This window comes from Exiguobacterium sp. UBA6309, assembly GCF_002439205.1.
Lineage (GTDB): Bacteria > Bacillota > Bacilli > Exiguobacteriales > Exiguobacteriaceae > Exiguobacterium_A.
Genome location: NZ_DJTL01000027.1, coordinates 182433 through 203670, shown reverse-complemented (window position 1 = coordinate 203670; position 21238 = coordinate 182433). Strand labels below are relative to the sequence as shown.

The 21238-nt window shown below is 48.1% G+C and carries 31 protein-coding genes; 15 read left to right on the top strand and 16 right to left on the bottom strand.

Features of this window, described 5'->3' with window-relative positions:
* Positions 1–38: 38 nt before the first annotated feature.
* From B3M90_RS10110 to B3M90_RS10085, 6 genes are all read right to left on the bottom strand, one after another.
* Positions 39–227 (bottom strand): hypothetical protein, encoded by a 189-nt coding sequence (locus B3M90_RS10110; RefSeq protein WP_290783918.1) that lies wholly within the window; start codon positions 225–227, stop codon positions 39–41.
* 11 nt (positions 228–238) lie between these two features.
* Positions 239–823, bottom strand: a complete 585-nt coding sequence (locus B3M90_RS10105; protein WP_290783916.1) for an endonuclease/exonuclease/phosphatase family protein — start codon at positions 821–823, stop codon at positions 239–241.
* Complete coding sequence (locus B3M90_RS10100) at positions 820–1350, bottom strand: GNAT family N-acetyltransferase (protein WP_290783915.1); 531 nt, start codon at positions 1348–1350, stop codon at positions 820–822. The genes B3M90_RS10105 and B3M90_RS10100 overlap by 4 nt, the downstream gene beginning before the upstream one ends.
* Positions 1351–1511: 161 nt before the next feature.
* Positions 1512–1988 carry a hypothetical protein gene (locus B3M90_RS10095; RefSeq protein ID WP_290783913.1) on the bottom strand — a complete coding sequence of 159 codons (477 nt, stop codon included), beginning with the start codon at positions 1986–1988 and terminating at the stop codon, positions 1512–1514.
* The gene (locus B3M90_RS10090; protein ID WP_290783911.1) at positions 1988–2194 is read right to left on the bottom strand and encodes a helix-turn-helix transcriptional regulator; all 207 of its coding nucleotides are present in this window, start codon (positions 2192–2194) and stop codon (positions 1988–1990) included. Before B3M90_RS10090 ends, B3M90_RS10095 begins: the two co-directional genes overlap by 1 nt.
* 179 nt (positions 2195–2373) lie before the next feature.
* A complete protein-coding gene (locus B3M90_RS10085; protein ID WP_214853685.1) occupies positions 2374–2655 on the bottom strand; it encodes a hypothetical protein in 282 nt (93 codons plus the stop codon).
* 173 nt (positions 2656–2828) lie between these two features.
* Between B3M90_RS10085 and B3M90_RS10080 the strand changes: the two genes are divergently transcribed.
* From B3M90_RS10080 to B3M90_RS10070, 3 genes are all read left to right on the top strand, one after another.
* A complete protein-coding gene (locus B3M90_RS10080; RefSeq protein WP_290783909.1) occupies positions 2829–3047 on the top strand; it encodes a hypothetical protein in 219 nt (72 codons plus the stop codon).
* 272 nt (positions 3048–3319) lie between these two features.
* Entirely contained in the window at positions 3320–3691 is a 372-nt protein-coding gene (locus B3M90_RS10075; RefSeq protein ID WP_214853701.1) for a PhzF family phenazine biosynthesis protein, read from the top strand.
* The gene (locus tag B3M90_RS10070) at positions 3663–4268 is read left to right on the top strand and encodes an HAD-IA family hydrolase (RefSeq protein ID WP_214853703.1); all 606 of its coding nucleotides are present in this window, start codon (positions 3663–3665) and stop codon (positions 4266–4268) included. Before B3M90_RS10075 ends, B3M90_RS10070 begins: the two co-directional genes overlap by 29 nt.
* Positions 4269–4308: 40 nt before the next feature.
* Here B3M90_RS10070 and B3M90_RS10065 read toward each other — a convergent pair whose 3' ends face one another.
* From B3M90_RS10065 to B3M90_RS10055, 3 genes are all read right to left on the bottom strand, one after another.
* Positions 4309–5490: an MFS transporter gene (locus tag B3M90_RS10065; RefSeq protein ID WP_056061330.1), complete on the bottom strand. Its 1182-nt coding sequence runs from the start codon at positions 5488–5490 to the stop codon at positions 4309–4311.
* A gap of 8 nt (positions 5491–5498) precedes the next feature.
* On the bottom strand, positions 5499–6101 hold the full coding sequence (locus B3M90_RS10060) for a TetR/AcrR family transcriptional regulator (protein ID WP_290783904.1): 603 nt from the start codon (positions 6099–6101) through the stop codon (positions 5499–5501).
* A 118-nt stretch (positions 6102–6219) separates the two neighbouring features.
* A complete protein-coding gene (locus B3M90_RS10055; protein WP_290783902.1) occupies positions 6220–6975 on the bottom strand; it encodes a hypothetical protein in 756 nt (251 codons plus the stop codon).
* Between the two features lie 383 nt (positions 6976–7358).
* On the opposite strand from B3M90_RS10055, the gene B3M90_RS10050 reads away from it, so the two are divergent.
* The 5 genes from B3M90_RS10050 (at position 7359) to B3M90_RS10030 (ending at position 10771) form a co-directional block, all read left to right on the top strand.
* The gene (locus B3M90_RS10050) at positions 7359–8651 is read left to right on the top strand and encodes a globin-coupled sensor protein (protein WP_290783900.1); all 1293 of its coding nucleotides are present in this window, start codon (positions 7359–7361) and stop codon (positions 8649–8651) included.
* A 78-nt stretch (positions 8652–8729) separates the two neighbouring features.
* Complete coding sequence (locus B3M90_RS10045; RefSeq protein ID WP_290783898.1) at positions 8730–8990, top strand: hypothetical protein; 261 nt, start codon at positions 8730–8732, stop codon at positions 8988–8990.
* A gap of 155 nt (positions 8991–9145) precedes the next feature.
* Entirely contained in the window at positions 9146–9421 is a 276-nt protein-coding gene (locus tag B3M90_RS10040) for a hypothetical protein (RefSeq protein WP_290783896.1), read from the top strand.
* Between the two features lie 134 nt (positions 9422–9555).
* Positions 9556–9717, top strand: coding sequence for a GNAT family N-acetyltransferase (locus tag B3M90_RS10035; protein ID WP_290783894.1), 162 nt, complete (start codon positions 9556–9558; stop codon positions 9715–9717).
* A gap of 112 nt (positions 9718–9829) precedes the next feature.
* A complete protein-coding gene (locus B3M90_RS10030; RefSeq protein ID WP_290783930.1) occupies positions 9830–10771 on the top strand; it encodes a sensor domain-containing diguanylate cyclase in 942 nt (313 codons plus the stop codon).
* A gap of 51 nt (positions 10772–10822) precedes the next feature.
* Here the strand turns inward: B3M90_RS10030 and B3M90_RS10025 are convergent, their stop codons facing one another.
* Complete coding sequence (locus tag B3M90_RS10025) at positions 10823–11443, bottom strand: serine/threonine protein kinase (RefSeq protein ID WP_214853713.1); 621 nt, start codon at positions 11441–11443, stop codon at positions 10823–10825.
* 155 nt (positions 11444–11598) lie between these two features.
* Here B3M90_RS10025 and B3M90_RS10020 point away from each other — a divergent pair, with 155 nt between their 5' ends.
* From B3M90_RS10020 to B3M90_RS10000, 5 genes are read left to right on the top strand one after another with little or no spacing between them, the layout of a single operon-like run.
* Entirely contained in the window at positions 11599–13077 is a 1479-nt protein-coding gene (locus tag B3M90_RS10020) for a carboxypeptidase M32 (protein WP_290758393.1), read from the top strand.
* A complete protein-coding gene (locus B3M90_RS10015) occupies positions 13077–13799 on the top strand; it encodes a glycerophosphodiester phosphodiesterase (protein WP_251137840.1) in 723 nt (240 codons plus the stop codon). The genes B3M90_RS10020 and B3M90_RS10015 overlap by 1 nt, the downstream gene beginning before the upstream one ends.
* Positions 13800–13811: 12 nt before the next feature.
* Positions 13812–14261 (top strand): hypothetical protein, encoded by a 450-nt coding sequence (locus B3M90_RS10010; RefSeq protein ID WP_290783892.1) that lies wholly within the window; start codon positions 13812–13814, stop codon positions 14259–14261.
* Between the two features lie 10 nt (positions 14262–14271).
* Positions 14272–14829 (top strand): guanylate kinase, encoded by a 558-nt coding sequence (locus tag B3M90_RS10005; protein WP_290783890.1) that lies wholly within the window; start codon positions 14272–14274, stop codon positions 14827–14829.
* Positions 14830–14880: 51 nt separating this feature from the next.
* Positions 14881–15768 carry an aminoglycoside phosphotransferase family protein gene (locus B3M90_RS10000; RefSeq protein WP_290783888.1) on the top strand — a complete coding sequence of 296 codons (888 nt, stop codon included), beginning with the start codon at positions 14881–14883 and terminating at the stop codon, positions 15766–15768.
* A 76-nt stretch (positions 15769–15844) separates the two neighbouring features.
* Here B3M90_RS10000 and B3M90_RS09995 read toward each other — a convergent pair whose 3' ends face one another.
* The 4 genes from B3M90_RS09995 to B3M90_RS09980 form a co-directional block, all read right to left on the bottom strand.
* The gene (locus tag B3M90_RS09995) at positions 15845–16090 is read right to left on the bottom strand and encodes a hypothetical protein (RefSeq protein WP_035408028.1); all 246 of its coding nucleotides are present in this window, start codon (positions 16088–16090) and stop codon (positions 15845–15847) included.
* Between the two features lie 83 nt (positions 16091–16173).
* Positions 16174–16659: a tetratricopeptide repeat protein gene (locus B3M90_RS09990; protein ID WP_290783886.1), complete on the bottom strand. Its 486-nt coding sequence runs from the start codon at positions 16657–16659 to the stop codon at positions 16174–16176.
* Between the two features lie 72 nt (positions 16660–16731).
* Positions 16732–17175 (bottom strand): MarR family winged helix-turn-helix transcriptional regulator, encoded by a 444-nt coding sequence (locus B3M90_RS09985; protein WP_035397402.1) that lies wholly within the window; start codon positions 17173–17175, stop codon positions 16732–16734.
* A 71-nt stretch (positions 17176–17246) separates the two neighbouring features.
* Complete coding sequence (locus B3M90_RS09980) at positions 17247–18314, bottom strand: GTP pyrophosphokinase (RefSeq protein ID WP_290783884.1); 1068 nt, start codon at positions 18312–18314, stop codon at positions 17247–17249.
* Between the two features lie 140 nt (positions 18315–18454).
* On the opposite strand from B3M90_RS09980, the gene B3M90_RS09975 reads away from it, so the two are divergent.
* The gene (locus B3M90_RS09975; protein ID WP_214853733.1) at positions 18455–19591 is read left to right on the top strand and encodes a Six-bladed beta-propeller, TolB-like protein; all 1137 of its coding nucleotides are present in this window, start codon (positions 18455–18457) and stop codon (positions 19589–19591) included.
* A 131-nt stretch (positions 19592–19722) separates the two neighbouring features.
* On the opposite strand, the gene B3M90_RS09970 is transcribed toward B3M90_RS09975, so the two are convergent.
* Positions 19723–20145, bottom strand: a complete 423-nt coding sequence (locus tag B3M90_RS09970; protein WP_023468292.1) for an organic hydroperoxide resistance protein — start codon at positions 20143–20145, stop codon at positions 19723–19725.
* A gap of 108 nt (positions 20146–20253) precedes the next feature.
* Here B3M90_RS09970 and B3M90_RS09965 point away from each other — a divergent pair, with 108 nt between their 5' ends.
* The gene (locus tag B3M90_RS09965) at positions 20254–20685 is read left to right on the top strand and encodes a MarR family winged helix-turn-helix transcriptional regulator (protein WP_023468293.1); all 432 of its coding nucleotides are present in this window, start codon (positions 20254–20256) and stop codon (positions 20683–20685) included.
* A 17-nt stretch (positions 20686–20702) separates the two neighbouring features.
* Here B3M90_RS09965 and B3M90_RS09960 read toward each other — a convergent pair whose 3' ends face one another.
* The gene (locus tag B3M90_RS09960; RefSeq protein WP_023468294.1) at positions 20703–21158 is read right to left on the bottom strand and encodes a hypothetical protein; all 456 of its coding nucleotides are present in this window, start codon (positions 21156–21158) and stop codon (positions 20703–20705) included.
* Positions 21159–21238 lie beyond the last annotated feature (80 nt).

Here is a 21238-nt window from a genome sequence, read left to right as displayed (position 1 = left end):
AAAGACGCGTCATTCTTTTTTGAGTCAGCCTCGTCGTTTTAGTGAATCGTCATATGAGCCAGGACACCATAATGATCACTTGGTATGACGTGATGGGGCAGTCGTTCATGTCCGATCAATTGAACGCGTTGTAAGGTCACTGGTGCCGGTGAGCGTTGACACAATAACCAATCGTACCGGGCAGATGTCGTGATTCCGTCATTCTTTTTAGCATACGAATTCGTCATAGGATCAAGAGTCACAGGAGCAAGTTGACCGGTCCGCATCGCAAAACTGCCAGCGAGATCGACCCACTCTTAAGCATTGCTTGATGCAGAGAAGAATTTGGACAATCATTAAAGTCACCACCAAGGAACTCGACCGTCGCGTCATCTGTTTGTGAGGCAATCCATTCGTTGACGAATCGAAGTTGATCGAGTCGAATGTCTGAAGCACGCCAGTTGAAATGAATGTTCGTCACGGCAAATCGAACACCTTCAATCGAAAACGGAATCCGAATCGCACAGTGATGGTTGATGTTTGCTGTCGCTGCGGCACTCGAATCCGTTCGCTCAAACGGCAGTTTCGTTAAAATGGCAAGTCCTTCATCCGGTGAATCCATATAAGGATCCATCATCCAATAAGGATAACCGGTCGCCTCTGCGAGATGTTCGGCGATTGAGACGAACGGTTCATCCGGATGAAACGTCGACATCACTTCCTGCAGAAGAAGAACATCCGGTTGATGCTGATTGATTTCCGCACACAATGCCGCAAACCGTTCCTGACGCTTGTATGGATGATGCCAAATGTTATACGTCGCGATCGATAATGAAAAACTCATAATGCTAAGCCCATCAGGACAGTATCATAATAACAGCCGTCCGACAGCAACCGATCGTGGCGTAGTCGTCCTTCTTCTAGGAAACTGTGACGTTGGTAGAGTCGGATCGCCCCGTGATTCGTCTCGACGACTTCGAGTTGGATTTTCAGAAGCGACTGCGTCTTCGCCCAAGCGATCATCCGGATCGTCAATTGGGTGCCGATTCCTTGTCCCCAATCCGAACGCAGGACACCTAAGCCGAACGATGCTTTATGAGCAAAGCGCTTTAATGCAAATCCACGACACCTGGCGTAAGCAATGAGTTGTTCCTCCCGTTCAACGACGAGGATTTGATCCGGAACCGATGAATTGTGTAACTGATCAACGAAATCGGTCGCCGTCATCACGTCCTCACCTGGCATCCGGTCGAAGTACTCCGTTTCCGCGTCCAGTGCTTGACGTAGTACAGCAAGTGCTTCAGCATCACTAAGACGAGCCGGACGAATGTGGTAACGTTGCGTATTAAATGAGTGGTGCGTCGCCTGCATATATTAACCTCCCATCTAGATAGAATATGCCAGCATTGTGGCATTGTTGTCGGATTGTAATCGGTCACATGTATATGCTAGGGAAACGGTGTATCACGAAGAGGGTCAACTGACGGACCATCCGGTGCAGTTGCAAACTCAATAGTCCTTCGTCAACGATGTTAACGGCGAACGTGGACGATCCAAGCGGTCATATAGGTAAGGGTTCCAACCGATAGGACGAGCGCGATCGCATAAAACGGAAACGAGGGATACCGTTCAAGTAGTGGCTGTTCAAATAAAAAGGCGATCATCAGGATAGGAAGACTGATCAAAAAAGCAACGTACGCCGCGCGGGTCGCCTTACCAGTGATAAGGGCTTCTCGTTCGTCCGAGTCAGAGAATTCTGCTGTTGACGTCGACCATTTTGAAAATGACCGGGAGCGATCCGTTCGTGAGAGATAGCCAATGCATGAGACGACAATAGCGATGATGACCAGTGGCAGCATGATGCTGAGATCGAGCTCAAACGACAGACCGGTACCGGATACAGGATCATCTTGAAATAATTGAAGTTTGTCATGAATCGCACTGATGAGAGACGCAGCTAAAAAATAGAGACAACAATTTAAAACAGATTGGGTTATGACGCGGTTCATCAAGACTCCTCCTCTAATTGAAATAATTCCTCCACTGGTCGATCGAAGACGCGAGCAATTTGCATTGCGAGTAATAAGGATGGCGTATAGCTGCCTTTTTCAAGCGAGATGACGGTCTGGCGTGTCACGCCGATATGTTCAGAGAACTGTTCCTGCGTCCACTTCTGTTGTTGGCGGTAAATCCGGACTTGATTCGTCAGCTTCATCCAGCGACCTCCTTTCCAGTTATCTGTATTGTAAAGTCTGTTTTACATTTTGTAAAGTAGACTTTACTTTTTAGATGAGAAAAAGCCAATGAATCAAGACGATCCATTGGCGTAGTCGTAAGCGATCCATTCAAATTGGTTTATATTGCAATGGGAATGAAGCGAGCCATTCGCAAACATTACATGACGTGCGGCGTTACAATGATGGCTATGAGACATACGAACATCGTAATGACGTGATGTCGTCGTAAGGACAAGGGAAGCAAAACAAGCCCTGCGATCGTGACACCAGTAACGATCCATCCTAAAAGAAATTCCGTGTCATGGGAAGCGATCGGAATACTCAATAGATACGCTGTCGCGTGCGGAAAGTAGCCCAATACATCAAAAAGAATCCCGCTAAAAACACCAATCAATAGCAAACCGATCGCTAGCTGAAACCGTTTTTTTGATTTAATCATATAGATGCTCCTAATCTGTTTGTTTGACGCATGACTTCGTGATCGGTGCGTCTACCTTCTAGTCATTCGTCAAAATGAATCGAATTCCTGTCTGTTATCTTTCTCGGAACTTTATCAAAAATCCTTGCTTCTATGCACCAATCGGAATATTCAGATAATAATCGGGTATCATCATGAAAACACCATCGCCGATTCAGTGGAAAGGAGAAGAGAAGATGATGCCTGAACTGATACCGGATAACCGGGAGCTCGAACGAAGGATTCGAATCGTCCATCTGTTGCGAAAACTGGGTAAAACAGACGAAGCGATTGCAAGGTCCCTCTATGTACCGATCGAATGGGTCCAGTCGATTTATGAAGAAGACGACTGGCAACAAATGCAATCATCCTAAGGCAAGGGCGTCTCGTCCTTGTTTTTTCATCTGTTCTGTTAGACTTATCTAATAAACATGAAATCAGGATGTCAGAAATCAAAGACACATAACAACACGGTGCGTGATTTGAAAATTGGACAGGAGGAGACAAAAGATTCAACTATTGCACTATGATGTATTTACGACGACACCAGGAACCGGTAATCCAGCCGGAGTCGTCTTAAACGCCGATTCGCCGTCACGTCGATTTTCAACGGATGATTCCAGATCATCAATAATTTGCATCCGTTTTGACTGACTATCTTCAAGCATCGATTCACCACATCTGTTTCGATACATATGATGCGCAGGCGACTTTACACGGACGTCGCTTCTCAGCAACGGGATCAGGTAGCGTCGAAGATCCGGTAACAGGAACGGCGAGTGGTGTGATGGGTGTCTATTACCGAAAATTCATGAAGCCATCCGTCTCAGAAACGATGATCACCGTCGAGCAAGGACATGAGATAGGACGATCAGGTCAGGTGAGAATCCATGTCTCCGGTCAAGGACTTAATCACAACGACTGGAAGGTCGAGATGGACGGGAAAGCCGTCTTTGTTGGTGTTAAGAAAGTGGGAGAGGAAGAGGCAGATGTTGAAACACTTCATTTGGGATTTTGACGGCACCTTGTTCGATACCTATCCGGTGTTGATCGATGTTTTCGTGGACATGCTCGAGAGCGAGGGGCAATCGGTCGATCGAGAACGTGTCGCTGAGCTGATGGCGATCTCGGCAAAGACGATGTATGAGGCGTTTGCGGTGTCCGAAGCGTTCATTACGAACTACAAACAACAAAAGGCGACGATCGAGCGCGAACGGTCCGGTCCGTTTCCAGGAATTCATGAATTGCTTGAGACATTATCGGCAAGTGGTGCGACGCATCATATCGTCACCCATCGCGGAACATCCATTCATGCGTTGCTTGCAAAACACGAATTGACGCATCATTTTCAAGACATCCTGACTGCAGAACATGGCTTCGTCCGTAAGCCGGATCCGGAAGCTGTCACGTACTTGATTCATCGGCATCAGATGGCTCTAGACGAGACGATCATGATCGGGGACCGGGAACTCGACGTCTTAGCGGGACATCGTGCGGGTATTGCCACATGTCTGATCAACGAACGAACAAATGAGACGGTTGCGACCTATACGGTACCGACGCCTGAACAATTACACGAACGATTACTGACATAACGACAGCCCCGCTTCCAGTGATGGGAACGGGGCTGTTTTTTTAAGAAGACAAACGATCCGATTCAGTTACTTCAGTACGTGGTGCATGCCAGAAGTATGTCAGTAAAATACCGACCGCAAGCATCATCGTCGCGAAATAAAACGGATAGTTAAGGTTGACGTCAAACAATAATCCGCCGACGATCGGTCCGAGAATATTCCCGATACTCGTAAACATCGAGTTCATTCCACCGACAAAACCTTGTTCATCCCCGGCAATCTTCGAAAGATAGGTCGTGACGGCAGGTCTCATCAAATCAAAGCCAACGAAGACGACCATCGTCACGAGAATGATCGAGACATAGTTCGTCACGAACGTCATCAAGACGACGAGCAACGTCGAACCGATCAAACTGTAACGGATCAAGCGAATCTCACCGAACCAACGTGTCAAACGATCGAACAGCCCGACTTGGACGATGACACCGACAATCGCACCAAGGGAGATCGCAAGCGCGATATCTTTTGCCGTGAAACCGAACTTCCGGTCAACGAACAGCGCGAACAAGGACTCGAACGAGGCGAGGCCGAACGACGAGATCAATAGGACTAGGAAAGCGATGAAATAGAGCGGACTAAATACTTTCCGAAAACCCGTCTGTTGTTTGATGGTCGTCGCCTCATAATGACGGTTAGGTTCCTTGAGCGTAAAGATAGATAACACCATTGCCGTCAGACCGAACGCGGCAGCAAAGAAGAACGGCGTCCGCGTGCCGAGGTCAGCAAGAAACCCGCCGATCCCGGGTCCAATGATGAAACCGGTCGAGATGGCGGCAGACATATAGCCAAGCGCTTTCGGACGGGTTTCGTTCGTCGTGATGTCAGCGATGAAAGCGGTGACAGCTGGCATGATGAAGGCCGCACTGACACCACCGAGAATCCGCGACGCGAACAGGACTTCGACCTGTTGACCGAGACCGAACAAGAGCTCAGACATGCTAAAGATGAATAAACCGATGATGATCATTGGCTTGCGTCCGTACTTATCGACGGCACGTCCTGCAAGCGGGGACAGAATCAATTGCGCGAAGGCGAAGGCAGATACCATGTAACCAACCGTCGCCCCGGAGATGCTTAACTCATTCATGATCGTCGGTGTGACAGGAATGACAAGTCCGATTCCGAGAAAAGCGATGAATAAGTTGAGCAGGAGTGTACTTAAAATCAATGTATTGTTTTGCATAGGTCACCTCAATTGTTTGGAATCGTTTTCGACATGCCACGCCAGACGATTGGCCAGACGGCTTGCTGTCTAGCATGAAAGGCGTCGACGCCGTTATAGACAAGTTCTGTCAGCGTACCTTCAGCGACCGTCAAATAAGCAAGCGCTGCACTTTTGTAGTCCGTCGAATAGAAAATCTGTTCCGTTCGGTCACGTTCGCGTAACAGACGCGTCAATAAATCATGCAGTGAATCGAAGAATGGGTTGAAGCGATCGGTCATCTCTTGTTCGAGTTTTTCTGGTGGAAAATAGGCTGCCCGAAGGATGAATCGCATCAGGACATCATCCTGCTGCTCTAATATGAACCAATCGAAGAAGCCGTGCAAGGATTGCTCGAGCGGTTGCTGTCGTGTTTTTGTGAAATACGTAGCGAAACGACGCTTTTGTTCCTGCAAGGCATATGTCGTCGCTTGCAGAAAGAGGTCGTCTTTGCCTTTATAATGCGCGTAGATGGACGGTTTTTTGATACCGACTTCTGTTGCGATCTCTTGTAGCGATGCTCCTTCATAGCCGTGCGCTGCAAAATGATGGATGCTCGTCTGTAATAATTGTTGTGCTTTCAGATAAATCACCTTCCTAACGGTCGTTAGGTAATACTGTAACAGGAAATTTCATGGGCAGTCAATGAGAGTGTCTTACCACACAAAAAAACTGACTCTGCCATGGCGGAATCAGTTTTATAAGGAATCATTATTTATTCATGACACGACCGCGTGTTGCGACGCGTGAACCGACAATCCCAGCGAACGACGTGAAGATCAGTGTCAGAAGGAGACCGACGAACGACCAGATCGAAACTTTCGATGCCGTTTGTGTCGCTTGTTCCGTTTGCTGACGAACATCTTGAACCGTTTTCTTCAAGTCAGCTGATCTCTCGTCAAATGTTTGTTTCGCATTATTGATTTGATGCGTTGTTTCTTTTGTTGCCGTGTTTAAACCATCGACAATGTTTTGCGTCGCTTTATCTGCCTCGGCGCCTGTAAGATCCGTGTTCTTCGCAACTGCGTCAGCGATTTTCTTTTCATCGAGTTCCTTCGTATCGATATCTGAGACGTTTTTCGTAACGGAGTCGAACCCTTTCGTCGCAGCGTCTTTTGCAGTCGACGCGACAGACTCGATGCCGCTACCGGCATCTCCACCGACTGTTCCGAGTAATGAACCGACCGATTGTAACGTATTGACGGTCGTAAACGACAAGAGAGCGAACAAGAGGATGACGCTCGTCGACCAAGTCAAAAATCCGTGAATGAGACCGGGTCGAGCTGACGTCACACCAGGAACGAATCCGGCAACGAATAACGAAATGAGCAATGACAGAATCGCCCAGATGATCAAGCCTGTTCCGACGCCATCGAACGGGTTATACGACGTGACGTCCGTGACGCCGAGACCGATTGCCGATCCAATCAGACTGAAAAGAATCAATAAAGATAAGAATGATACCACACCGGCAAAAATTGAACTCCATGAAATGTTACGACCCGCATCGTCCGCTTCCGCTCGGAAGTGGGATGAAAAGCCTTTATTTGTTTTTTTCCGTAATCAGCACTACCTCTCCCAAATTAATCTTTCAAGTTTGAGATGTTCATGAATAGCATAGCTTCACCACAAGTTTCTTACGCGCATAGCTCTTTTATATCCGGGAAGTCACAATGAAAAACCTAGTATTACAGTTACATGATTAATGATCGTATGAACTTTAAAATGTCCGAAATATTCCAACATGCAATTACCATGACATGTAGAAAGAGACTAACGTATCCCTTTAAAGGTCAATCAACGGTGACGATATAAGAGGTGAAATGAAATTAAAACAAGGAGATGAGTATATGAATTGGTTTAAGAAATCACCTTCACCTTCCTTTGACGCGCTCATTGAAGTCGAACGCACTCATGTCATATTGAATGTTCCAGCATCCTTACATGAACAATTACGTCTAATCGGTCTACACGCCATCGATTTACAAATTGCACGAGTCATCCGCGAGGATGTTTCCCGTTGGATGCCGAGCATGGTCGATGCGTTCTACGAGGAGTTAATCCGGGTTCCGTCTCTCCGTCAGTTGATTGAAAAACATTCGAAACTTGAACGGTTGAAAGGCACCCTCGCTCGGCACATCTTACAAATGTTCGATGGTCAGGTGACAATGGACTACATCGAAGCCCGGCGCCGGATTGCTGAACGGCATGTTCGGATCGGTTTGCACAATAAATGGTACATCGCTGCCTTCCAGAAAGTCTGGAACGTTCTCAGTGAGAAGATTGACGACAGTGCTTGGCCGGAAGCAGAGCGTGTCCGAATCATGCGGGCAGCGGGAAAACTATTCAACCTCGAACAACAGATCGTCATGACGATGTATGAGGATCAAATCGATGAAGAACGCCAAGCGATCGCGACAGCAAAACATCACGTCGGGGATGGCGTTCAAAAATCGACCGAGGAACTCGCTGCGATGAGTGAGGAGTCGTCAGCAAACTTCCAAGAGATTGAACGGCACGCCAAACACGTCTCAACGACGACAAACGCGATTTCGATCCAGTTGACGGAAGCGGTCAGTGAAGCAGAAGCGGGCGTCGTCCTGGTTGAAGAAGAGACACGGCGCTTTGAGCATGTCGTTGCAGATTTATCACGGACGACCGAACAAGTCGCTGAACTGTCTCGTCTGTCGCAGGAAATCGAACGGATCGCTGGGATGGTGACGACGATTTCTGATCAGACGAATCTACTCAGTTTGAACGCCTCAATCGAAGCGGCACGTGCCGGGGAGATGGGACGCGGGTTCACCGTCGTTGCGCAAGAAATTCGGAAGCTTGCCGAAGAGAGTAAACAGTCGGCAACAGAGACGTCGCGGATCGCCCAAGAGATTACGCAAAAGATGCTCGTCGTCTCAGAGCGGATGGGAACGACGGAGACAGCGGTCGTCCGGACGACGACAGAGATGCAACAAGTCGTCCGTGCCTTTTCAAGGATTTCGGAACAGACCGACAATGTCTCGCGGCAAATTCATGAACTATCGACTGATACGAAGGATGTCGCCGGCACGATCGAAGGCATGCGTAAGATTGCAGAAGCGATTGCTGAGACAGCGGATGATTTACAAGAAGTCGCCGCGACCCTCTGATTTAGTCCTCCTTTCCATGTGAAAGGAGGACTTTTTTGACGTTTTATGGAAAAATAGAGTTGGAGGTGTGGAAGGTTCATGGTGCAGAGTCTATTATTGATTGTTTTATGCTTTTTCGCTTTGATCGGACATTACCTGACGACAGGGGAACTCGCTCCACGTGAGGTGTACGGATTACTTGGTTTAACCGTCGTCGCTTTCTTGAACGGTAGAGTCGAATGGTGGCAAATCCGGTGTGATTTGCGTTATCGTAGACGAGAGGCAGAGGTGTCCGTTCGCTTAGCGGACCGGGCGACGCAAAAGACGAATACGGTTTTCTCGCGCATGAACAATGGCTGACGTTCTCACGACGTTATGCCACGTGGTGGCAGGCGATCCTTGTGCGCTTCAAGAAGTTTGAATCGTTTTTCCTCGATGTAACGTTCGACGGAGAAGGAACCCTTCTTCAAATTAAAGAAACGAGAACGGAATGGCTTCGCAATACGACACATTTCGTGATTCGTAAAGATGGACGTGACGTCGGTACAATCCGTACCGATCCGGCACTTCGTCAGCAATTGCGGCTACAAGAAGTCTTACTCGTCTCGTATGCCGGTCAGGAGTATCAGATTCGTTCCTCGACAGTCACGAGAAAGATCGGTGTTCATCAGAACGGGGACTGCATTGCGACGAGTTCACGACACAGGACACAACTTCACTTTGATTGTGAGACGAATATACGTCTATTAGCTGTCGCAAGCATGATCGTCTTTCGACTTGTTTATTCATAATTATTTTATTTCAAATACCTTTATTATAACAAAAATAAAATGAAACAGTTTCAAGGGAGTACGGCGTTACATACTAAAATACTCTTATTACGAAAAATCCAACTGTCTGATACGGAAGCGATGTTTAGAACGGATTGTGGAACAATGGAAATGGTAGCGATGCATTAGCTGCAGTCCTTGCCTTTGGTTTTCAAGAAACGCTCCTTTATAAGGTTTCAGTCGCCCATAATATCGATAAAGCTCCAGGAGGAATCATGCAGAAGGTCGGTATGATTCAAGAAGGACTGTATGGGTGATGATTCGCAATGCGACTGGAAAATATAAGGATTGTGCAATCGATGGGCTGCTTCGTGAAATATATGATATAAAAAGAACGAATAACGAATGAGGTGTGATACGTTGCAAGAAATGACACTGTATCGGAATTTTAACGAACTGGCAGATGATGTATTGGAATTAGCGAAAGAGATTCTACCTGACCAATTGTTGTATTTAACGACGATCGAAGAAAACCAACAGATGATTTTACGACTCTCAAATGATCATCAACGAATCGAGATTCGAGCAGGACAAGTGTTCGAGATGGAAAAGACACTTTGTCGTCACATCAATTTCGAAAAGAACGAACCCATCTGGTATGAGTCCATCAGCGATGACGAGCGCTTAGAAGATATGCAGGACGCATTAAAAGCGTTACAGATCGAGTCCTATCTCGGGATTCCGATCAGCTTAACGAATGGTCAACCCTTTGGTACGTTGTGCGCTGTCCATTATGAAGCAAGTCAATTCGAAGAGAAGAGCATTCAACTTCTCCAACGGATCGCGAAACTATTTTCGTATTACCTTGAGCTCGAACAGTTTGCTTGGAAGGACACGCTAACACAATTGTATAACCGACGTTATTTGATGAGACAGTGGGAAACGGAACAGCAACATTCCGGTGCGCTGTTTTATCTTGATCTTGACGGATTCAAGCAAGTGAACGACGTGTATGGGCATGAGACCGGCGACAAAGTCTTGATCGACGTCGCGAAACGACTACAGGATAGTACACGTTCTTATGAAGACGCGTTTTCTGTCCGGATCGGGGGAGACGAGTTCTTGATTCGTTTCACCCATCAGAAGACGAAAAAGGAGTACGAACGAATTGCGCAGCAGCTCCTTCAGAAACTTGGAACATGGCAGACGCCATACGCTGTCTCGACCAGCATCGGGATCGTGCTATTTGATGATGAAACCATTAAGCTAAAAACAATCATTCAACAGGCAGACCGTGCGTTATATGCCGCAAAAAAAGACGGTAAGAATACGTTTCGTTTTGCGGATGCTGTCTCACATCGCGTCCAATAATCAACGAAAAAACGCGATGTTTCCTCACAAGGAGGAGCATCGCGTTTTCAATTAACCGGTCTTTCGAATCGATTCGAACAAGCGTCCCTTATAGACATCAGCGATCGTATTGAGGAACGTCTCGCTCAGTTTTTTCGGGAAGAACGGTTTTGCATAGACATACTGGTAGGCTTTCTTCAAATCATCCCATTGTGTACACGGTTCGGTTTGACGGAACCTTGCGACATCGATGATCCGTGCTCCATTTGCCGTTAACAAAATATTGCGTAGATGAATATCTGATGGATTAAGACCTACGGCACGTGCCTCTGCTAGCGCTGCATCGACAGTCGTCAAGACGGATTCTGGAATATAGGTCCCGCTGACGAGGCATTCGAATAACGTTTGTCCTTCGATGTATTCGAGCACAAGGTAATCGGGTCCATATTCGAACATCCTCGCATACGTCGAAAACGTCGTCAGTTGTTCATAAATGCCACCTTCTAACTCAGCGAGAGGACGAAATGACGGATAGAACTTCTTGATGACGCGGTCGGTGCCACGAACCCGGAATACATAGGCGCTACGACCGGTGCCGATCCAGTCGAGCTCTTTTGGGAGATGTTCGATCGTACAGACCGGTCCCGTTTCTTTCAACTGAATCAACTCGGCTATCTCAGCGTCTGTCTTCACTGTTGCCACTTCCTTTCGCTCTGCTTGATCGTATGGTCATTATACGCTTATCTGACGGGAAAAGTTTCAAAAATCATTCGTGTGTGAAAGTTTTGAACATTTTGTGATATGCTAAAAATGCTACACTGTTACATACTTCAAGGGGGTCTATAATCATGTCAACGACACAACAATGGCGCGACCATTTTGATGGTCTTCGCGCATACGAAGAAGCCGTCGCATTACTATACTGGGATATGCGGACATATATGCCGGATCAAGGTGCAGCGAATCGTTCCGCTTCGATCGGATTCCTCTCAACAGAGAGCTTCCGTCGCCGGACAGGGAAAACGTACCAACAATTACTGGCAGCGATGGAGCAAGAGACGCTGACGGGCATCGAAGCGATCTCGTTCGCGAAAGCAAAAGAAGCATTCGATCGCGACTCGAAGATTCCAGAAGCCGAGTATCAAACGTTCATCACGTTGATTTCGGAAGCCGAGAGTGTCTGGGAAAAGGCGAAGGACGCGAATGATTGGTCGATGTTTGAACCATATCTCGAGAAAATCGTCGCGATGGAACGCCAGTTCGTCGAGTATTGGGGTTATGATGTGCACCCGTATGACGCGCTCCTGCATGACTATGAGCCAGGGATGACGGTCGCAACACTCGATCCATTATTTGCGGAACTCCGTCAAGCAATCATTGGTTTGCTCAGTCAACTCGAAGGAAAAGACTTCCCGACGCTTGATTGGTCAGCGGACCGCGAGACACAGATCGCCTTGAATCAAGAATGGCTCCGTGATATCGGTTATGACTTCACGTCCGGTCGATTGGATGAGACGGTTCACCCGTTCCAAACGACGATTAACCGGAAGGATGCGCGGATCACGACGAAATATGATGAGAACGACTACCGGAACTCCGTCTTCGGCACGATGCATGAAGCCGGGCACGCGACGTATGAGCAAGGTATCGAACCGGAACTCGATTCACTTGGTCTCGGTGAAGGTGCTTCGATGGGGATCCACGAATCACAATCACTGTTCTTCGAGAATTTCATCGGACGTAATCAAGGCTTCTTATCAGCACGTTATCATGGTCTACAACAAGCAATCCCGTCGCTTGCTGACGTCCCATTTGAACGCTTCTACGCAGCGGTCAACGAAGTCAAACCGTCACTCATTCGGATCGAAGCCGATGAATTGACATATGCCCTTCATATCATCATTCGGTACGAGCTTGAAAAACGCCTGATGACGAAAGAACTCGAAGTGAAGGATCTCCCGCAAGAATGGAACCGTCTCTATAAAGAGTATCTCGGCGTCGATGTCCCGAGTGACGATAAAGGCGTCTTACAAGACGTCCACTGGTCAGGTGGATCGTTCGGTTACTTCCCAAGTTACGCGCTCGGTCTCGTCTACGCGGCACAATTGAACGAAGCGCTTCGTCGTGACGTCGAAAACGTCGATGGTCTGATTGCAGCTGGTACACTCGCACCGATCAAAAGCTGGCTGAAGGAAAACATTCACCGTCACGGGAAATCGAAGACACCGGCTGAACTGATCGAAGCAGCAACGGGTCAATCGATCTCGGTCGCACCCCTCGTCAACTACTTGACGAAGAAATACACGCGTGTCGTCGAGGCACTCTGATGTTATGGTTTGCACACCGCGGTGTCAGTGACCGTTTTCCTGAGAACACGCTCGAAGCAATCGCCGCTGCGATCGAAGACGACGTCGATGGTGTCGAGTTCGATGTCCATTTCTCAAAGGATGGTGTTGGTGTCATCATTCATGACGAGACTGTCAACCGGACGACGAACGGGACAGGGCGTGTGATCGACATGACGGTCGCTGAACTGCAAGCACTCGATGCCGGAGCACGTTTCAAAGGAGAAGCGATCAAGACGAAGATTCCGACGCTTGACGAAGTACTCGCAATCCTCGCACCAGCGACACTGCGGCTCAACATCGAGCTGAAGACGGATACGATTCGCTATGATGGCATTGAGGCGTATGTCCTCGAGCGTTGCGCGGCGCACGGCATTGCGACGGATCGGTTGTTGTTCAGTTCGTTCAACCATTATTCGGTTGCTCTGATTCGCAAGCTTGACCCGAGCGTCGAGACGGCGATTCTGTATCCCTATCCGATCTATCATCCGGAAGAACAAGCCCTCCGGATCGGTGCGACGGGGATTCATCCCGATTACCGACGCGTGACGGAGGCGGATGTCGCGTTCGCTCACGCAAAAGACGTCACGGTTCGGGTCTATACCCCGAAGACGATCGCCGATGTCCATCAGATGCAAACGATCGGTGTTGACGCCGTCATCGTCAATGATCCAAAAGGAATGCGCGACACACTCGAAGGATGAGGAGGGGAAGGGATGCGCAAGGAATACGTATTCGTCATCAGTTTGTCGCTCGTCGCCTTATTCGTCGGTCTCCAGCTTGGCTTTGCCCGCTTGCCGGAACCAAAACCGAAGCAAGTGACGACGACACCGATGCGTCCTGCGAATTATGAGGCAGGACTTGCATCAGCGAAACGTGAATTGAAGCAGATTCAGCGCTTCACCTTGAAAAGCACCCTTCCTGCTAATGGAACGACGGTGACTTGGATCTATGAGACCCCATCCGATGAACGGATTGCGGTCGATTGGTACTATGTTGAGAGTTACCCGGAAGCCCAAGTCCAGATGACACGTAATGAGACGTCCCGGATCATCTCGTATGAACGCTACTTGATCGTCATCCGACCAATATACGGGACGGTCGTTGATAGTGAACTAGAACAGTTCGCGCTCCGCTTTACAGGTTATTTCACGACACAACAATAGGGGGAAAACGATGTCAGGTAAAATCATTCTCTTGATTGGTGGATCGGGCAGCGGAAAGTCTTCCCTAATCAAACGTCTGCGGACGGAATACGCACACGTCCGGTTCATCCCGTCAGTGACGACACGACCGAAACGTCCGACGGAAATTGATGGAGCAAGCTATCACTTCGTCGATGTCAAGACGTTCCAGCAACTGATCCAAGAGGACGGGTTCATCGAATACGCCCATGTTCATCGCGCGTGGTACGGAACACCACGGCAAGCGTATATCGATGTCCTCGAACAGGATCAAATCGTCATCAAGGACATCGATCCAAAAGGAGCAGCAAACTTTAAACGTCTGTTTGGTGACCAAGTCATTACGATCTTCGTCTCGGTCCCACCCGATTTGATGAAGGAGCGATTGTTGATGCGAGGTGATACACCGGAGTTCGAAGCGCGACTCGTCGATTACGAGGAAGCGTGGAAAGACCGCGATCACTACGATTATATGATCGAAAACATCGATTTCGAAACGGCGTATGCCGATCTGCTTGAGATCATTGCCAGCTATATCCCACAGGCATGACGAAGAGGACGCAAGTAAGCGTCCTCTTTTTGTCTTCAGAAAGGAGTCTTCATGCTACCAGATCATCCATTACTGACCGATATCGATAGCGTTAGACGGCTTGCCGGACGCTCGCACCAAGCCATCTGGTTCGTCAAGACGGCAACAACACACTACATCGTCAAGGTCGTGACGGACCCATTAAGTCGTCAGTTTGAACGAGAGGCGGCTTTAATGGTACCAGAACAAAAGGGGATTTCTCACGCCTTACCGCTAGCGACCGGACGGACTGCGACGACCGCGTACGGCATTTATCCATACCTACCCGGACGAACCGTCCGAAGCGTGCTTCTCGAGTCACCAGAATTAGCTCCTCGACTCGGTCAGGAGGCAGGGCGAGCGTTGAGAAGCATTCATGACGTGATAGCACCGAGCGGGATGGCGGCATGGAAAGAACCTTGTCAGGCGAAACATGACCGCTATCGCGCAGCGGTTAATGGGTTGCTTGAGCCAGAGTGGATCGAGCGACTCGATCGGTTCATCCTTTTAAGGCTTTCCCTTTTAGCTGAGCGTCCGAATCAACTGCAACATGACGATGTCCATCTTGATAATCTTCTTGTTAAGAATGGACATCTCTGTGCCTTCCTCGATTACGGGAACCATGATTACGGCGATCCGTGGCATGACTTCGTCAAATGTGGATTGTTTCAAGTCGAGACGAGTCCCGTCTTTGCCCGTCACATGATCGATGGATACTTCGAGAGCGAAGTACCGTCTAACTTTTGGCAGATCTACAGCCTCTATATGGCGATGGTCGTCTTCTCGTCTCTCGTCTGGGCAAAACGGTTCGATGTAGACGGATTGGAGGCAATGCAACGACGCGTTCAGCGGATCATCCGAGACCACGATGGGTTTCAGTGTGAAATACCGCTTTGGTATGAGAGGCAAAATCATGACTAAAAAAATGGATTCGTCTCTCACTTGAAGAGAAACGAATCCATTATTTTTTGAGTGGACCTTTAAATGAAAAGGAAGATTACCATTCGAATCCTTCTTCACTATACTTGCCGTTCGAATTGAAGAACCGTTCTTCAGTTTTACCGTTTACCGTATTCGTATAAATCACGTAGACGTCGAGATGATCGTTTTGATCCGCCATCTTCTTAGCGGCTTTCTTAGCATCCGCTTCAGTCGTATAGGTTTCTGACTTACTTGCCTTACCGTGTTTTTCTTGCCCTTGTTCTTCATAACCTTCTACTGTCCATACTTTTTTTGATGACATCATTAACTTCCTTTCCTGCCAAAAGCGAGTCCGCTTGGCTGTTACATTATGCTGTGCAAACCAATCCATCGTCAACTGTTGCTTTATTCCGTAACGATCTCGTCCAAATGATCGGCATAATAACGAAGTGCCCGGTTAAATGTCTGAATCGAGGCGTCCGACGACGTCGCAGCAAGACTCTTGAGTAACCGACCGACAGCCTGATTGACTTGACCGAGGTTGTACTCCGTCATCGCGAGGAATGCTTGTAAGGCGTGGGCGTCTGGAAATTCAAGCAACGCGCTTCGGAAAACGCTTGATGCTTGTTTGAACTGACCGATGACGCGGTATGTACTTCCGAGCCCGATATGAGCTTGCAAGCGGTCCTCACCAGCAAGACCGAGCGCAAGTGCTTGTTCATAGTAGGGGACAGCAGCCTGTTCCTCACCAAGACTATCATGACACCAAGCCATCTGATAGAGGACCGTCGGATCGTTAGGGGCTATCTCGACATACTGACGGACGAGTTCCTTTGCTGCTTCATACTGTCCCGTCTTTCGTAAGTGTTGCACTGATTCGAAATCAAACATCGTGTTTCCTCCTAATCGATTACTAAAAAACGGATCCGATCGCTTTTGACCGGATCCGTTCCATCGAACAGCTTAGACTGTTTTTTCAAGCTTCGTTAAGAGCGAACGGAACAACTCCAGTTCCTGATCCGAGAAGTCCTCAAAGACGTCTGCAAGGTAATCCATCTTCATCGACTCGAGTTTTTCGTAAAGCTCAATGCCTTTCGGTGTTGCCCGCAGTTCGACGACGCGACGATCGAGCTCGCTCCGCTCACGTGAGATCAACTCTTTTTTCGTCAATTCGTCTGCCAGAGCCGTAATCATGCTTGCTGAAAATTGGAACTCTTGCGAGAGCGCTGAAGCAATTTGAGGACTGTTCGCACAAAGTGATTTTAAGATGAAGAACTCGTTACGTGTCAAGTAAGTCGTAAACATGCTACGCACGTCCTTTTTGATCGCGCGGTAGTTCATCCGTAATCCTTTTTCCGTATCAACGATCAACTGATCGCGTTGTGCTACTTCTAGTGTAGTTGCCATGTATCCTTCACTCTTTCTATACCGTAGTTTCTTTCACTCGTGATTTAGTATAGTGAAAAATTTTAGTTTAATCAATATTTTTCTCTTGAATCATCTGACTCGACGACACGGGCGACGATTTCTTCGACGTTGCGTAACTCCGGATAAAAACGGCGGAAGAAGTAGTCAATGCGGTGCGTATCTTCACCAGCGATCGTCAATGCCATACAGATATAGGCGATCCCGATTCCTTGACGAGGCAGGAATGGATTCGGCATGACCTTTGCACAACGTAAGGCGAGCGGACTATGTGTCGAGACTGCTTCAATCAGTTCACCGTACGTCCGGATATCGACGTAATGGAACATTCGGATCAGTTCGTTGATCAACTGTTGATCGGAATCGAGCATCATTTGTGACGTGACGAGACGTTTGTCGAGTTCGCTGATGACGGGGGAGTGGTCGATGAAGTAATTCAAGTTATCTGCTGTGATCCGGACTTGATGCGGATCAGACAAGATTTGTTGGACCGTCTCGTCTTCGAATTGTTTCAATTGCTTCTTGATGTTGACGAACTCCTGATCGGCGATCTCGAGTAATCCTGCCACCCGACTGAAGCTACGCCGGACTTCTGCCGGGACGCTGTTCGGATTTTTATATCCAAGATCATGCTCGATCTCGGCCCACGCATGTTGAAGGATCGAGCGGATCTGAATCTCTGCCGTATAGTCCTTGAAACGTCCATACTCGCTTAAGGCAAGCCGCTGTTCACTGAGTGACGCGACGAAGTGGACCGAGAGGTAACCGAATTCAGTCGTATCGAGCAAGGTCGACTTATCGACCGATTGATCACGATCGATCGCGAACTCATTCTCGATGATGCGTGCCGCTTCCCGGACATCGTCATGGAAATAGGTGACGATCCGGATCCCGGTCAAGTCATGGACGTCCTTGAGCGAACGGTATTTATTCGGTTGCCGTAAGACCTTTTGATACAGGCTCTCGGAGTCTTTCGTCCGGGCGACGATTGAGTGGTATTTGATGCCTGCCGCGTCTAACAGCTCGGACAGAAGCATCTTCAACTTGTCGGCATAGGCATCATATTCTTCCTTATCATTGACGTATTCGAGCATCATCGTATTCAAATCTTGTGATTGCACCGTTTTGCACCTTCCTCATCCTGTAGTCATCTAGCCATATTGTAGCACTCTGCTTCACTAAACGCACAAGAAGACCCTGTTTGAAGCAGTACGATTCGTGGGAAAAAGACAAGTAGTATGTGTTCAGGAGGAGATTGAAAATGGAAATAGTGGATGCCCGTGCTTTACCTGCCGATCATATGGATGTCTTGCATGTCACACCGTCGTCGATCTATTTTCGACGTCGCCTCGATGACGCCCGTTACCACATCAGTCGGTATGATCTTGAAGATCAAGAACAAGTCGATCTGACGCAGCAGGCTTTGACGGATCACGGACCAACTCGTCCGTTTGTTCGTCATGGAAAGGTCTATTGTCTGAATGAACATACGCAAGAGCAAGGCGGGGAGACGGAAGTGCTCGTCCTCGATCTCTTGTCCGGGAAACGCGAGCAGATTGCGTCGTTTTATGTCGAAGGGGATTTGACGCTCTACTGGGTGCTCAATGACAACTATCTCGTATTCTTGCAGACGACGGATACGACGTCCGCGTTTTTGTATGACGTCAAGGACGAATCACGGCAGACGATTCGCGATCCACGGCTCTACGGGATGACGGAGAATTACCGGGAACTCTATTTCTTTCTCGTCACGCTCGAAGACAAGGAGTACATCGTCTGTAACGCTCGGCTCGATGAGTTCTCGTTCTATGACGCCCTTGAAAGTGGTGTCATCTCACCAGAAGATCCGATTGATCACTCCGAAAGTCTGTTGATCGCACCACTGTCGACCTTGATTGAGGAGATTGAACAAGGTGTCGAACATTTATCATTTGCGACACTACTGAAATTAGATGGGGAAGGGGACACCGTCCAATATCTCGGGGAACAAGAAGGGCATCTTATCTTCAGTGCCTATACCGATCGTCTGAACGAAGAAATCTTTTACCGGATCGATACGGAAGCGAGTGTCGAAGAGGTCGCCCGGATCCAGTGGAGTGACTATGAACCGCTCGATTTCACTTACGATGACGTTGAGTCGACGATCTTCATCGTTAATGACCGTTCCGAGCACCATCATGAAGTAATCAACTTACGCAACGGTGCCCGATTCCTTGATAAAGAACCGTTCGAACGTGTCTTACGCGGACGTTTCTATCTACACGAAGCGGTTGGAGACAACGCGGAACCAATGGTCACCGTCTATGACGCAGAACACAATGAACGTTATCGGTTCGAGGATGCCTATTATGTCACCGTATCCGGAGAACTCGTCATCTTATCGGTCCATCAACTTTAAAAAAGGGCGGTTGTTCTTTTCATGAGAGCAACCGTTTATCATCTAAAATGAAATTATTTCAATTACCGAATTTATAACAAAAAATAAAAACCAGCTGAGAGTAAACCTCAGACTGGCTAGAAATGCTACACTTATTCTGCGTCAGTCGTACGTGTGTAGACGTCGACTTGAATATTTCCAGCAGTTGCACGTGAGTAAGGGCAGACCGTATGCGCGACTTTCGCGAGTTCAGCCGCAGCTTCTTCTGAGATCCCGCGGACGAGAACATCGAGTTCGACTGAAAGCATGAATCCGTCAGCTGCTTCGTTTAACGTTACGTGTGCTGTGACTTCACTGCCATCGTGTTTGATCCCTTGTTTGCGAGCGACCATGTTCAAGGCAGAGTCGAAGCAAGCAGAATATCCTGCAGCAAAGAGTTGTTCTGGGTTCGTTGCTTGTTTTTTCGATCCTGGTACTGGCATTGCGAGGGCGACGTCAAGGATTCCGTCCTCCGATACGACGCGTCCGTCGCGACCTCCGACAGCTGTTGCAGATGATGTGAACATTGGTTTCATGTGTGTAACTCCCTTTCGTTGTTAGATTCAAATAAGTAGCTTACAATTAGATTGTATACAATTTAAATCGAAATGCAACTCGTTTGCTCACGATAGGAGGAATTTTTTATGAACCCGTTAGCTTTAGATGAACAACTCTGTTTTCCGTTTTATGCGATTTCGCGTGAGATCACGCGTCGTTATCGTCCGTTACTTGAACCCCTCGGTCTGACGTATCCACAATATCTCGTCATGCTCGTCGTCTGGGAGGAGGAGGGACAATCGCTTAAAGCCATCGGCGAACGGCTCCATCTTGACTCCGGTACGTTGACGCCGTTACTCAAGAAACTCGAAGCAGCAGATTTGTTGCGACGCGTCCGTAAGCCGGAAGACGAACGACACATCCAGATTTTTTTGACAGATGCCGGTCGTGCGTTACGGAAACAAGCAGAGACCGTTCCGCTTGATCTCGTCCAAACACTCGACGTCGATGAAGAAGACTTACGCGTCGTCAAAGCGGCACTGAATCGTCTCGTCATGAAAATGAGCGACCCGGATTAACCGGATCGCTCATTGTCTTATTTACGGCGGAAGCCTTCTTCTTCAAGATAGTTCGCTGCTTCCTTATACGAGTTGAATGCACCGTCTAAAAGATCACCGGCGTAGACGAGCCACGTGTCGATGTCTTCATTGAGCAACGTCAATTCGAACTGGTTATCGTTGACCCATGTTTCTTCGAGTGTTTCGACCGATTGGACTGTTGAGAGTGCTTTGATTGCATCTTCTAATAAGAGAATTAAAGCAGGTTCTGAGAATTCACGGATGTTGACGAAACCTTTTTCGTCCGTTTCATAACCTGGTAGACCAGCGGCATAGACGAAGCCGTTACCGTTCGGATGCAAATGATAGACGAGATTCTTCTTCTCATACTGACTGTCCGGAAATTGGAAATTGACGCGCTTCAGCGAGACATCTTTTCGGACGAGTTGTGGGAAGGTCTCGATAATTCGTAGTTTTTCTTCAAAAGTTAACATGGTTCCTCCTTGGTGTTACAGTTCTTCACTTCTATATATGCGATGAAATCAAACAAAATGTCAACCGCTGTCTGAAACCA

What these genes read in the sequence shown, in the direction of transcription:
- B3M90_RS10110 (WP_290783918.1), bottom strand. Translation starts at nt 227, where the DNA reads ATGACGAATTCGTATGCTAAAAAGAATGACGGAATCACGACATCTGCC.
- B3M90_RS10105 (WP_290783916.1), bottom strand. Translation starts at nt 823, where the DNA reads ATGAGTTTTTCATTATCGATCGCGACGTATAACATTTGGCATCATCCA.
- B3M90_RS10100 (WP_290783915.1), bottom strand. Translation starts at nt 1,350, where the DNA reads ATGCAGGCGACGCACCACTCATTTAATACGCAACGTTACCACATTCGT.
- B3M90_RS10095 (WP_290783913.1), bottom strand. Translation starts at nt 1,988, where the DNA reads ATGAACCGCGTCATAACCCAATCTGTTTTAAATTGTTGTCTCTATTTT.
- B3M90_RS10090 (WP_290783911.1), bottom strand. Translation starts at nt 2,194, where the DNA reads ATGAAGCTGACGAATCAAGTCCGGATTTACCGCCAACAACAGAAGTGG.
- B3M90_RS10085 (WP_214853685.1), bottom strand. Translation starts at nt 2,655, where the DNA reads ATGATTAAATCAAAAAAACGGTTTCAGCTAGCGATCGGTTTGCTATTG.
- B3M90_RS10080 (WP_290783909.1), top strand. Translation starts at nt 2,829, where the DNA reads ATGAAAACACCATCGCCGATTCAGTGGAAAGGAGAAGAGAAGATGATG.
- B3M90_RS10070 (WP_214853703.1), top strand. Translation starts at nt 3,663, where the DNA reads ATGTTGAAACACTTCATTTGGGATTTTGACGGCACCTTGTTCGATACC.
- B3M90_RS10065 (WP_056061330.1), bottom strand. Translation starts at nt 5,490, where the DNA reads ATGCAAAACAATACATTGATTTTAAGTACACTCCTGCTCAACTTATTC.
- B3M90_RS10050 (WP_290783900.1), top strand. Translation starts at nt 7,359, where the DNA reads ATGAATTGGTTTAAGAAATCACCTTCACCTTCCTTTGACGCGCTCATT.
- B3M90_RS10045 (WP_290783898.1), top strand. Translation starts at nt 8,730, where the DNA reads ATGGTGCAGAGTCTATTATTGATTGTTTTATGCTTTTTCGCTTTGATC.
- B3M90_RS10030 (WP_290783930.1), top strand. Translation starts at nt 9,830, where the DNA reads ATGACACTGTATCGGAATTTTAACGAACTGGCAGATGATGTATTGGAA.
- B3M90_RS10020 (WP_290758393.1), top strand. Translation starts at nt 11,599, where the DNA reads ATGTCAACGACACAACAATGGCGCGACCATTTTGATGGTCTTCGCGCA.
- B3M90_RS10015 (WP_251137840.1), top strand. Translation starts at nt 13,077, where the DNA reads ATGTTATGGTTTGCACACCGCGGTGTCAGTGACCGTTTTCCTGAGAAC.
- B3M90_RS10010 (WP_290783892.1), top strand. Translation starts at nt 13,812, where the DNA reads ATGCGCAAGGAATACGTATTCGTCATCAGTTTGTCGCTCGTCGCCTTA.
- B3M90_RS10005 (WP_290783890.1), top strand. Translation starts at nt 14,272, where the DNA reads ATGTCAGGTAAAATCATTCTCTTGATTGGTGGATCGGGCAGCGGAAAG.
- B3M90_RS10000 (WP_290783888.1), top strand. Translation starts at nt 14,881, where the DNA reads ATGCTACCAGATCATCCATTACTGACCGATATCGATAGCGTTAGACGG.
- B3M90_RS09995 (WP_035408028.1), bottom strand. Translation starts at nt 16,090, where the DNA reads ATGTCATCAAAAAAAGTATGGACAGTAGAAGGTTATGAAGAACAAGGG.
- B3M90_RS09990 (WP_290783886.1), bottom strand. Translation starts at nt 16,659, where the DNA reads ATGTTTGATTTCGAATCAGTGCAACACTTACGAAAGACGGGACAGTAT.
- B3M90_RS09985 (WP_035397402.1), bottom strand. Translation starts at nt 17,175, where the DNA reads ATGGCAACTACACTAGAAGTAGCACAACGCGATCAGTTGATCGTTGAT.
- B3M90_RS09975 (WP_214853733.1), top strand. Translation starts at nt 18,455, where the DNA reads ATGGAAATAGTGGATGCCCGTGCTTTACCTGCCGATCATATGGATGTC.
- B3M90_RS09970 (WP_023468292.1), bottom strand. Translation starts at nt 20,145, where the DNA reads ATGAAACCAATGTTCACATCATCTGCAACAGCTGTCGGAGGTCGCGAC.
- B3M90_RS09965 (WP_023468293.1), top strand. Translation starts at nt 20,254, where the DNA reads ATGAACCCGTTAGCTTTAGATGAACAACTCTGTTTTCCGTTTTATGCG.
- B3M90_RS09960 (WP_023468294.1), bottom strand. Translation starts at nt 21,158, where the DNA reads ATGTTAACTTTTGAAGAAAAACTACGAATTATCGAGACCTTCCCACAA.